The sequence below is a fragment of the Streptomyces sp. SID4985 genome, assembly GCF_009863025.1.
GTDB lineage: Bacteria > Actinomycetota > Actinomycetes > Streptomycetales > Streptomycetaceae > Streptomyces.
In genome coordinates, this window is record NZ_WWIR01000280.1 from 1 (window position 1) to 10,829 (window position 10,829).

Here is a 10,829-nt window from a genome sequence, read left to right on the forward strand (position 1 = left end):
CTCAGGTCGACGACTGGCCCGGCGAGGCCGCCACGCCGTCCGACGCCGCAGCCGCGCCCGCCGCTCAGGCCGACGACTGGCCCGGCGAAGCCGCTGCGCCGTCCGCTGCGGCCTCCGCGCCCGCCGCCCCGGTCGATGACTGGCCCGGCAGCGCGACCGACCGCGTCGATGACTGGCCCGGTGGAGACGCCGCTGCCTCCGACGCCCAGCACGAGCGGAGTGGCGTACGTGAGGAGCCTGCGCCGCACGCCCGTATCCCCGCCCCGAGGTCCGGTGACGCCCCTGGGGAGGGGACCGTTCACGGCCGGGCGGCGGACGAGACGGAGACGGAGGACCGGCTGACGGCCAAGGGCCTCCCGAAGCGCACACCCAAGATCACCGCACCCGAGGCGCCACCGACCCCGCGTGGCGGAAGCGTCGATGCCGAGGCCCTGCGCCGCAGGCTCGGCGGATTCCGCCGCGGAGCCCAGGCCGGCTACCGGGATGTGGAAGCGGAGATCGCCGAGCGGACGGGCCGGAGCGAACGGCCCGCCACCGGCGAACACGTCGAAGAAGCCACGGGGGGCCCAGCCGAGGAGGCAAGCAGTTGACCACGCCCAGTACCTACGGACTGAGCAGTGAAGCCCGCAACCTGCACTGGCTGCTGACCAACCTGGTCGAGGAAGTACCCGGCATCCAGTCCGTGGCGGTCGTCTCCTCCGACGGCCTGCTGCTCCTGTCCTCCGACCCCGAGCGGGCGGAGGAGTCACGGCAGGCACGTCCTGCCAAGGGGCCGCGCGGTTCCGCCGCCGACCTCGCCACCATCGTCTCCGGCATCGGCAGCCTCACCATCGGCGCCGCCAAGCTGATGGACTCCGGCGCGGTCAAGCACACGATGGTCGCGATGGACGAGGGAAGTCTGTTCGTCATGTCGATCAGCGACGGTTCGCTGCTCGGTGTGCACGGCTCCGCCGAGTGCGACATGAGCGTCGTGGCGTACCACATGGCCCTGTTCGTCGGCCGCGCCGGACACGTGCTCACTCCCGAACTCCGCAGTGAGCTGCGGAAATCGCTGGAGTCCGAGACGACGGGGAGCGGCCGATGAGCAGGACGGGGACGAGGAACAAGTCCAAGAAGGGGCAGCTTCCCGTACGCGGCGGCGACCGCAAGGCCGCCCGTGTCCGCCCCTACTCGCTCACCGGCGGGCGCACCCGCTTCGGCCACGTCCTCCTGGTGGAGACGTTCGTGGCCACCACGGCGGCCATCGACGCCCCCGAGGAGCGCAAGGAACTGACGAATGGGACCACCGGCGCCCGGGTCATGCCCGAGATGCTGGCCATCGTCGAACTGTGCCGCCGTATGCGCACGGTGGCCGAGATCGCCGCGCTGCTGAGCATGCCGCTCGGTGTGGTCCGGGTGCTCCTGAGCGACCTCGCGGACCAGGGAAAGATCCGTGTGTACGGCACCGGAACCGGTCACGGCACCGGCCGTCCGGACCGCGCTCTGCTGGAAAGGGTGCTGAGTGGACTCCGTCGTCTCTGACGCCACCGCCTCCGTCGGGAACGTCTCCACCGTCTCCGCCCTCGTCGGGACCGCCGATCCCGACGAGAACCTCCAGTCCTGGCAGCAGGACCGCACCCGCGCCCCCGTCGCCACGAAGATCGTGGTGGCGGGCGGCTTCGGCGTGGGCAAGACCACCCTGGTCACCGCGGTCTCGGAGATCACTCCGCTGCAGACCGAGGCCCTGATGACCCAGGCGAGCGAGGACACCGACGACCTCACCGCCACCCCGGGCAAGACGTCCACCACCGTGGCGATGGACTTCGGCCGCATCACGCTCGACGACGACCTGGTGCTCTACCTGTTCGGCACGCCGGGCCAGCAGCGGTTCTGGTTCATGTGGGACGACCTGACGCGCGGCGCGATAGGTGCCGTGGTCCTGGCCGACACCCGGCGGCTCAAGGACTGCTTCCCGGCGCTGGACTACTTCGAGAGCTGCGGCCTGCCCTACGTGGTCGCGGTCAACCACTTCGACGGCACGGAGAGCTTCGAGCCGGAGGACGTGCGGGAAGCGCTGACCATCCCGGCGCACATCCCTGTCATGATCATGGACGCCCGGCGCCGGATCTCGGCCATCGAGACCCTGCTGGCCCTGGTGGGCCACGCGCTGGACGTCACCCCCGAGTAGTCCCAGCCCCTGTAGGAGACACCCCCGTATGCGGAAGATACTCGTCGTCGGGGCCGGTCAGTCCGGCCTCCAGCTCGCCCTCGGCCTCCAGTCGAACGGCTACGAGGTCACCCTGATGTCCAACCGGACGGCGGACGAGATCCGCTCCGGCCGCGTCATGTCGACGCAGTGCATGTTCGACACGGCGCTGGGGCACGAGCGGGACCTGAAGCTGAACTTCTGGGAGTCCCAGGCCCCGAAGATCGAGGGCCTCGGCGTGTCCGTCGCGGCCCCCGGCTCCTTCGACCCCGGCCCCTCCCAGCGGGCCATCGACTGGGTCGGCAAGCTGGACGGCTTCGCGCAGTCCGTCGACCAGCGGGTGAAGATGGCCGGCTGGATGGAGACCTTCGCCCAGCGCGGCGGCCAGCTGGTCATCCACGGCGCGGCCGTCGGCGACCTGGACTACTTCTCCCGCACCTACGACCTCGTGCTGGTCTCGGCGGGCAAGGGCGAGCTGGTCTCGATGTTCGCCCGCGACCCGGAGCGCTCCCCGTACACCGAGCCGCAGCGCGCGCTCGCGGTGGCGTACGTGCACGGGCTCGGCCCGCGCCCCGAGCACCCGGACTTCGAGGCCGTGCGCTGCAACCTGGTGCCGGGCGTCGGCGAGCTGTTCGTGATGCCGACCCTGACCACCTCGGGGCGTGCCGACATCCTGTTCTGGGAGGGCATACCCGGCGGCCCCCTCGACGTCTTCAACGGCGTCAAGGACCCGGCCGAGCACCTCTCCCTCACGCTGGAGCTGATGGAGAAGTTCCTGCCCTGGGAGTACGCGCGCGCCACCAAGGTCGAGCTGACCGACGCGGGCGCCACCCTCGCGGGCCGTTACGCCCCGACCGTGCGCAACCCCGTCGGCCACCTCCCCGGCGGCGGTCTGGTCCTCGGCGTGGCCGACGTGGTCGTGGCCAACGACCCGATCACCGGACAGGGCTCCAACTCCGCGTCCAAGTGTGCCGCTTCGTACCTCGACTCCATCCTGGAGCGGGGCGAGCAGCCCTTCGACGAGGAGTGGATGCGGGACACCTTCGACCGCTACTGGAACACCGCCCAGCACGTCACCAAGTGGACCAACGCGATGCTCGCCCCGCCGCCGGAGCACATCCTCAACCTCATCGGCGCCGCGGGCCAGCTCCAGCCGGTCGCCGACCGCTTCGCCAACGGCTTCAACGACCCGGCCGACTTCGAGAACTTCTTCTACGAGCCGGAGAAGACGGGCGCGTACCTGGCGTCGGTCGCGGGCGCCTGACGCCCCTCGTCCCGCAGACGGCCGCCGCGACCCCGTGTCCGCGGCGGCCTTCCGCGTGTTCAGAGGCGCCTCGGCGGCGCGTCCGGGCGGACCGCGCCCAGGATGGGGTTGGCGGCGATGGGGGAGATCTTGACGTGGTCGCCGGTGCGGGGGGCCTGGACGACCTTGCCGTTGCCGACGTACATGGCCACGTGGGTGGCCTCGGGGAAGTAGATGACCAGGTCGCCGGGGCGGAGGGAGGTCAGGGGGATGCGGCGCAGGGTGGCCCACTGCTCCTGGCTGGTACGGGGGATGGGGGTGCCCGCGCGGGCCCAGGCGCGGGAGGTGAGCCCTGAGCAGTCGTAGGAGGACGGGCCCACCGCGCCCCACTCGTACGGCTTGCCGATCTGGTCCATCGCGAAGCTGAGCGCGCGGGTGCCGGCGGCGGAGGCGGGCCGGTTCGGGCCCAGGGCGCCGGAGGAGGCGAGACGATTCTGCGCCGCTGTCACACCGTCCTGCTCCAGCTGGTTCACCTCGGTCAGCTGGGCCGGGGTGAGGGCGGCGAGCATCCGCTCCACGTCCCGCAGCCGGGCGGTCACGCCGTCCCGGTCGCGCTTCTGCCGGTCCGCCAGGGTCTCCTGGGTGTCCAGCGCCTTGCGCGCGGCCCGCGCCACCGTGTCCGCCCGTTTCTCGGCGCCGGTCAGCCGGTCCAGCGTCCGGGCGCGCTCGCTCGCCAGGCGGCCGATGACGTGCCCCTCGTCCAGCGCCCGCTGCGGATCGCGGGCGAGGAGCAGCCGGACGTAGGGGGAGAAGGCCGAGCTGTTCTGGTACTGCTCGCGGGCCAGCCGCCCGGCGTCGCCCCGGCTGTCGGTCAACTCCAGCCGGGCGTGCGCGAGTTCGCCGTCCAGGCGGCGCACCTCGGCGCGCTGCCGGGTCAGCTTCTCCGAGGTGCCGTTGTAGGTCTCGGTGGCCTTCTCGGTCTCCCGGTACAGCCGCTGAAGATCCCTCAGCAGCTGGGACGCCGAGCGCGGCGGCGCCGGTGCGGCCGCCGCGGGTACGGGCGCCAGGGCGGCCTGTGCGGCCACCGCGGCCGTACAGGCCAGACGCAGAAGCATTCCTGACACGCCATCACCTCCGGTGCGGAGTCGCGGACCTCCCGCCTCCTCCGTACCGCGAGCATCGGGTGCCTGTCGCGGGACGCGCGCGCCGGGCGTGCGCGGTCCGGCGCAACCTTGTCACCCGGTCGGGTCGTCCGGCTTGCCGTCCGGCGTGTTGCCGGGCGTGCTGTCCGGGGTGCCGTCCCGCACGGGCCGCGCGGCCGGTTTGGACCACGGCCACCGGAGCCGGTCCCCGCCCCGCTCGCCCTCGGGGTCGTACACGTACTTCCAGCCGCGCTGAAGTCCCAGCCGCTTGCTGTACCCGAGCGCCTCGCGCCGGTAGTACAGCACCGTGGGCGGGCCGCCGGCCGCGTCGGGGACGGGGATGCGGTACGTCTTCGGGGGGTGCCCGGTCGGGCCGAGCAGCACGGGCAGCACCCGGCCGTCCATGGGGCCGCCCTCGAAGGGGGTGTCCTGACTCTTCACGCGCCCCAGTCTCGGTCATCGCCGCCGAGGTCACCGAGGAGCGCCGCCGTCTGCGGGTCGCGGGCGGCGGTCACCGCGAGGACGGCCGTGAACTGCTCCACCAGCCAGTCGCGCAGCTCGTCCGCCGGGGGCCGCTTGCCGTCGTCCAGCCACATCAGCGAGGACGCCTCGACCGCCGCGATCCACATCCGTACGGTCATCCGCAGCCGGGGGCCCGGCTCGGCCACGCCGAGATGGCGGAAGAGGTGCTCGGCGGCGGCCCGGCGCACCCCGTCCACGATGGCCGTGGTCCGCGAGGTCTCGACCACACTGCCGCCCTGGAGCAGCGCGCTGAACCCGGTGTCGTGCCCGTCCACGAAGGCCAGATACCGGTCGAGCGCACGGGACAGCCGGGGCACCAGTGGCCCCTCGCGCGGCTCGTCGAAGCACTGACGCAGCGCGTCCGCCGCCGAGGTGAGCGCGGCCTCGTACAGCTGCTGCTTGCCGCCGGGGAAGTACCGGTACACCAGCGGCCGCGAGACCCCGGCCGCCTCCGCCACGTCGTCCAGCGAGACGTCCTCCGGCGCCCGGTGCGCGAAGAGGGACAGCGCCGCGTCGAGCAGCTGGCTGCGCCGCTGCTCCACGCTCAGGCGCCGGTAGGCGGGGGAGGGGGCCTGCGGGGTCATGCCCGGCAGCGTAATCGCTGCGCGCCGGGCGTCTCGGCGGACCGGGGGGTTCCGGTACCCGGCGGTCGCCCCGGCCGTTTCCCGCCCGCCTACGCCAGCAGCCCCGACGACTTCCACAGGCGCCGCCCCGCCCCGCGCAGTACGCCGATCTCGTCCAGGAAGTCGGTCAGGCGCTTCGCGCCGGTCTGCATGACCTCGCGGCGGTGGCCGCTGGCCTTCACCTGGGCCATCGCCTCGCGCCTGTCGAGGCCGACGTTGGTGTACACCTCGGGGTTCACGAAGGCGACGGAGAAGATGCGCGCGAACTCGCCGGAGCTGACGCGGGTGAACTCCTGGGACCACTTCGGCGCGGTCATCATCTGGCGCCGCAGCTCCTCGCGGGCGTACCGCACGTGCCGGGCCTCCTCCACGACGTGGATGCGCGTGACGCCCCGGATCAGGGGCTGGACCCGCTCGTCCGGGAAGGTCAGCCGCTGCATCCAGTCAAGGACCTCCTCGCCGAGCAGGGTCGCCGTGAAGGAACCCGGGGTCGTGGAGATGGTCTTGAACACCCGGCCGAGGTTCTGGTGGGCCCGGCTGACGGGGTACCAGGGCGTCCCGCCGCGCGAGATCACCCGGGCGAACATCTTCGAGTGACGGCACTCGTCCTCGATCTCGGTGAGCGCGTACCGCACGTGCGCGCTCGTCGCCGCCTTGTCGTAGACGTGCCGCACCAGCAGTTGCATGAGGATCAGCTCGAACCAGATGCCCAGCGAGGCGAGCGCGGCGGCCTCGTGGCGGGAGAGGTCGATGCGCTGCTCCTCGCTCATCCGCTCCCACAGCGGCGTGCCGTAGAGCGAGACCAGCTCCGGCGGCCAGAACCACTTGCCCTCCTCGAAGGGCGCCTCCCAGTCCAGCTCCTTGTCCGGGTCGAAGGAGTGCTTGGCCGAGGAGACGAGCAGCCGCTCGGCCACCTCCTCGCGGTCCTTGAGCAGGCCCAGCGCGTCGCGCAGCCCTTCGAGCGCGTCCGCATCGGTCAGGGTCGTCATGGCTCACTCACCTCGTCACCCGGGGGTACGTCGTCGTCCGCCTCTTATGAGACTGCGTGTCAGCAAGGGCGTCAATCCCTCGTGCGGGACTTGTTGACGGGGTGTCGGGCCGCTTGGCGGGGATGTCGTCCGCGCGGCCGGGGCATCCGGATGGAGTACCGTTCTGACGTGTCCATGCTCCCGCCGCCTCCGCCCCAGCCGCCCTACCCCACCGGGGGCGCGCCGTTCCTGCCCCCGTCCCCGAAGCAGCGGTGGACCGGCCGGATCGTCGGCGGCGTGCTCGCGCTCGGGGTCGCCGGGGCCACCGCGCAGTTCCTGTTCGGCGACGCCGTCGACAGCGGACTGCCGCGGGCGAAGTACGAACTGGCGCTCCCCCAGAGGCTGATGGACGACGAGTTCGTCCTGGCCCAGGACCTCTCCGGCACCGAGGGCAGGAAGATCGAGGACAGGACCAGGGGCACCTGGGGCGCCGAGGACATCCACGCCCTCGTCGCCCTGTACGACCGGGGCGACAACGGGACCGACGGCACGATGGTGGTGTCCGGCGTCTACGGCCGCTTCAGTCACCAGGACAGAGTGCGGCGCGCGATGCTGGAGGGGGCGACCGGCGCCTCGCGCGCGACGGTGGCCGGGCCCGCCAAGGACGTCACCCCGCCCGGCTCGGACATCGTCGCCAGCTGCCAGGTGCTCCATGACACGGCGTCCGACGTCGAACTCGCCTACCCCGCCTGCGCCTGGGCGGACGGAAACACGGGCGCGGTGGTCGTCGCCGCGGACCTGACCGCGGAGGACCCCGCCGACGTGGACCTCGACGCCGCCGCCCGCGACACCCTGAAGATCCGTACCGAGATGCTCCGGCCGGTGGGCTGAGCGCCGCTCACCGCCCCAGCACCGCCCGCATCACCTCGCGCGCGATCGGTGCCGCGTCGCCGCCCCCGCTGACCTCACCCCGGTCGGCGGCCGCGTCCTCCACCACCACGGCCACCGCGACCTCGGGCTGCGGATCGTGGTCGCCCTGGGCCCAGGAGACGAACCAGGCGTACGGCACACCGGAGTTGTCCACGCCGTGCTGGGCGGTGCCGGTCTTGCCGCCGACCGTGGCGCCCGGGATCGCGCCGTTGCCGCCGGTGCCCCGCTCCACCGCGTCCGTCATCAGCCCGCGCAGCAGGACGGCCGTGGAGGGGCGCATCACCTGGATCAGCGGGTGCGTGTCCGCGCCCCGTACCGTCTCGCCGCCCGGCCGGGTGGTGCGCTCCACCAGGTACGGCGCCCGCGTCTGCCCGCCGTTCGCCACGGCCGCCGCGACCATCGCCATCTGGAGCGGGGTCGCCCGCGTGTTGTACTGCCCGATCGAGGACAGCGCGAGCTGCGCCCGGTCCACCACCGTGTCGAAGGTCGACTCCGCCACCGAGAACGGGACGCGCAGCTCCGTGTCGTTGAAACCGAACGCCCGCGCCGTCGCCGCCATGTCCTTCAGCCCCACGTCCACGCCCAGCTTGGCGAAGACCGTGTTGCAGGACCACGCGAACGCCTGCCGCAGCGAGGCGTCCCGGCAGCCGTCGATCTCGTTGGTCAGCCGGGTCGTGGTGCCCGGCAGCCGGTACGGATCGGGGGAGTCCGTCGGACTGTCCACGTCCGTGATCACCCCCGCGTCCAGCGCGGCCGCCGCCGTGACCACCTTGAAGGTCGACCCCGGCGGATAGGTCTGCCGCACCGCCCGGTTGAGCATCGGCTTGTCCGGATCGCCGTTCAGCCGCGCCCAGGCCGCCGACGCCGCCTTCCCGTTGCCCGACAGCTCGGCCGGGTCGTACGACGGGGTCGACACCAGCGCCAGCACCCGCCCGGTCGCCGGGTCGATCGCGGCCACCGCGCCCTTGCGCCCGGCGAGACCCCGGTACGCCGCCCGCTGCGCCTTCTCGTCCAGCGTGGTCACGACATTCCCGCCGGGCGCGGGCTCACGGGCCACGTCCCGCCACAGCGTGAACGACGACAGCGCCGGGTCGGTGCCCGAGAGCAGCGCGTCCTCGGAATGCTCCAGGAACGTGCTGCCGTACAGCTGCGAGGCGAAGCCGGTCACCGGGGCGTACAACGGGCCGTCCCGGTAGGTGCGTTCGTAGCGCAGCTGCTCCCCGGTGTCCGCCGAACCGGTCACCGGCGCGCCACCCACGAGGATGTCGCCGCGCGGTTGCTGGTAGCGGGCGATGGAGGCGCGCCGGTTCGCCGGGTTGTCGTTGTACGACCCGGCCTGGACGACCTGCACCCGGGCCGCGTTGGCCAGCAGCGCCGTGAGCAGCAGGCCGCACAGCGCCGAGGCGCGCCGGATGTACTTGGCCATCGGCAGCCCGCCGCCGTACTCCCGGCCGTCCTGGCTCACGGGCCCTCCTCGCCGTCGTACGCCCGCTCCGCCCGGCTCACGGCGCCTCCTCGCCGTCGTACTGGCTGCGCGCGGAGTCGCTCACCCGGATCAGCAGCGCCACGATGGCCCAGTTGGTGACGACCGAGGAGCCGCCCTGGGCGAGGAACGGCATCGCCATGCCGGTCAGCGGGATCAGCCCGGTCACCCCGCCCGCGATCACGAACACCTGGAGCGCCACGATCGAGGCGAGCCCCACCGCGAGGAGCCGCCCGAACGGCTCGCGCAGCGCACGGCCCGCCCGGTAGCCCCGCTCCACCAGCAGCCCGTAGAGCAGGAAGAGCGCGGCCAGACCGGCGAGGCCCAGCTCCTCCCCGGCCGTCGCCAGGATGAAGTCCGACTTGGTGGCGAACCCGATCAGCGGGGAGTGGCCGAGCCCGAGCCCGGTGCCGAGCATCCCGCCCGCCGCGAAGGCGAACAGCGACTGGGCGAGCTGATTGGGGCCCTGACCGGCCTCGATGGTGGCGAAGGGATGCAGCCAGTCCTCGATCCGGCCGCCCACGTGCGGCTCCAGGTGACCGACCGCCATCGCGCCGAGCACGGCGAGCACCAGGCCGACCGCGATCCAGCCGGTGCGCCCGGTGGCGACGTACAGCAGCACCACGAACAGCCCGAAGAACAGCAGCGAGGTGCCCAGGTCCCGCTCCAGGACCAGCACCCCGACGCTCAGCAGCCAGATCGTCACGATCGGCCCGAGCACCCGCCCGGTCGGCAGCTGGACACGCCACAGCCGCCGCCCGGTGTAGGCCAGCGCGTTGCGGTTGGCGGCCAGATAGGCGGCGAAGAACACCGCGAGCAGCACCTTCGCGAACTCGCCCGGCTGGATGGAGAACCCGGCGAACCTGATCCAGATCCGGGCGCCGTTGACCGCCGGGAACAGGATCGGCGCGAGCAGCAGCACCAGGGCGGCGGCCACGCACACATAGGAATAGCGCTGGAGCACCCGATGGTCGCGCAGCAGCAGGACCACCACGATGAACAGCGCCACCCCGAGCGTGGACCACACCAGCTGGGCCGGGGCCGCATGGTCGCCCGGCGTCTGGAGGTCCAGCCGGTAGATCAGCACCAGGCCGAGCCCGTTCAGCAGCACCGCGATGGGCAGCGGCAGCGGATCGGCGTACGGCGCGCGCAGCCGCACCGCCAGATGGGCGGCCAGGGCGAGACCGCCGAGCCCGGCGCCGTAGCCGAGTACGCCGGGCGGTACGGCGCCGGTGCGCGCGAGGCCCACCGCGCAGTAGCCGTACACGCACAGCGGCACGGCCAGCACCAGCAGGGCGAGTTCGACGCCGCGCCGCCGGGCGAGCGGCACGGCGGAAGCCGGTGCCCGTGAGGCGGACACCGCGATTCCGGCCTTGGTCATGTCCGGAACCTACACATAAGTGAGGTAATACGCCGCCTCTGTCGGGAGGTCAGCACCAGCGTGGCGCGGCCCCGACATTGGCGATGTACCGCGCGGAACCCCACGCCCAGGTGCCGTCCGTGAGCAGGTACCACAGGGGGTTGCCGCCCACCGCGGAGCCCTTCACCTTGCAGTAGATGGAGACCTTCTCGCCGTGCTCCGCGAAGCGGACCTTGCGGGTGCTCCGGTCCGGCCGGTCGCGCAGCCACAGGCCGTCCTTGGCCGTGACGACGCCCTGGTAGCGGCGCGGGTCGCGGTCGCCCCGGCCGTAACCCGGACCGTCGGGTCCGGGCTTCGACGGCGCCGCGGCGGA

12 protein-coding genes and 1 pseudogene are annotated in these 10,829 nt (G+C 72.7%); 6 read left to right on the forward strand and 7 right to left on the reverse strand.

Features of this window, described 5'->3' with window-relative positions; all coding sequences use genetic code 11:
- From GTW40_RS33070 to GTW40_RS11635, 5 genes and pseudogenes are all read left to right on the forward strand, one after another.
- Window positions 1–590: pseudogene (locus GTW40_RS33070) on the forward strand (histidine kinase); the annotation flags it as partial.
- Window positions 587–1,084, forward strand: a complete 498-nt coding sequence (locus tag GTW40_RS11620) for a roadblock/LC7 domain-containing protein (protein ID WP_161180092.1) — start codon at window positions 587–589, stop codon at window positions 1,082–1,084. The pseudogene GTW40_RS33070 and the gene GTW40_RS11620, both read left to right, overlap by 4 nt.
- A complete protein-coding gene (locus tag GTW40_RS11625; RefSeq protein WP_161180093.1) occupies window positions 1,081–1,521 on the forward strand; it encodes a DUF742 domain-containing protein in 441 nt (146 codons plus the stop codon). Before GTW40_RS11620 ends, GTW40_RS11625 begins: the two co-directional genes overlap by 4 nt.
- Window positions 1,502–2,167 carry an ATP/GTP-binding protein gene (locus GTW40_RS11630; protein ID WP_161180094.1) on the forward strand — a complete coding sequence of 222 codons (666 nt, stop codon included), beginning with the start codon at window positions 1,502–1,504 and terminating at the stop codon, window positions 2,165–2,167. The genes GTW40_RS11625 and GTW40_RS11630 overlap by 20 nt, the downstream gene beginning before the upstream one ends.
- 28 nt (window positions 2,168–2,195) lie before the next feature.
- Window positions 2,196–3,449: a styrene monooxygenase/indole monooxygenase family protein gene (locus GTW40_RS11635; RefSeq protein WP_161180095.1), complete on the forward strand. Its 1,254-nt coding sequence runs from the start codon at window positions 2,196–2,198 to the stop codon at window positions 3,447–3,449.
- A gap of 59 nt (window positions 3,450–3,508) precedes the next feature.
- Here GTW40_RS11635 and GTW40_RS11640 read toward each other — a convergent pair whose 3' ends face one another.
- From GTW40_RS11640 to GTW40_RS11655, 4 genes are all read right to left on the reverse strand, one after another.
- Window positions 3,509–4,552: a C40 family peptidase gene (locus GTW40_RS11640; protein ID WP_161180096.1), complete on the reverse strand. Its 1,044-nt coding sequence runs from the start codon at window positions 4,550–4,552 to the stop codon at window positions 3,509–3,511.
- Between the two features lie 111 nt (window positions 4,553–4,663).
- Window positions 4,664–5,011: a hypothetical protein gene (locus GTW40_RS11645; RefSeq protein ID WP_161180097.1), complete on the reverse strand. Its 348-nt coding sequence runs from the start codon at window positions 5,009–5,011 to the stop codon at window positions 4,664–4,666.
- Entirely contained in the window at window positions 5,008–5,676 is a 669-nt protein-coding gene (locus GTW40_RS11650; RefSeq protein ID WP_161180098.1) for a TetR/AcrR family transcriptional regulator, read from the reverse strand. Before GTW40_RS11650 ends, GTW40_RS11645 begins: the two co-directional genes overlap by 4 nt.
- An 89-nt stretch (window positions 5,677–5,765) precedes the next feature.
- Window positions 5,766–6,704, reverse strand: coding sequence for a diiron oxygenase (locus GTW40_RS11655; protein ID WP_161180099.1), 939 nt, complete (start codon window positions 6,702–6,704; stop codon window positions 5,766–5,768).
- Between the two features lie 168 nt (window positions 6,705–6,872).
- Here GTW40_RS11655 and GTW40_RS11660 point away from each other — a divergent pair, with 168 nt between their 5' ends.
- Window positions 6,873–7,574 (forward strand): hypothetical protein, encoded by a 702-nt coding sequence (locus GTW40_RS11660; protein ID WP_161180100.1) that lies wholly within the window; start codon window positions 6,873–6,875, stop codon window positions 7,572–7,574.
- A 7-nt stretch (window positions 7,575–7,581) separates the two neighbouring features.
- Here the strand turns inward: GTW40_RS11660 and GTW40_RS11665 are convergent, their stop codons facing one another.
- From GTW40_RS11665 to GTW40_RS11675, 3 genes are all read right to left on the reverse strand, one after another.
- Window positions 7,582–9,039, reverse strand: coding sequence for a penicillin-binding transpeptidase domain-containing protein (locus tag GTW40_RS11665; protein ID WP_161180103.1), 1,458 nt, complete (start codon window positions 9,037–9,039; stop codon window positions 7,582–7,584).
- A 76-nt stretch (window positions 9,040–9,115) separates the two neighbouring features.
- The gene (locus GTW40_RS11670; protein ID WP_161180101.1) at window positions 9,116–10,477 is read right to left on the reverse strand and encodes an FtsW/RodA/SpoVE family cell cycle protein; all 1,362 of its coding nucleotides are present in this window, start codon (window positions 10,475–10,477) and stop codon (window positions 9,116–9,118) included.
- Between the two features lie 49 nt (window positions 10,478–10,526).
- On the reverse strand, window positions 10,527–10,829 hold a 303-nt coding region (locus GTW40_RS11675; RefSeq protein ID WP_161180102.1), incomplete at its 5' end, for an SH3 domain-containing protein.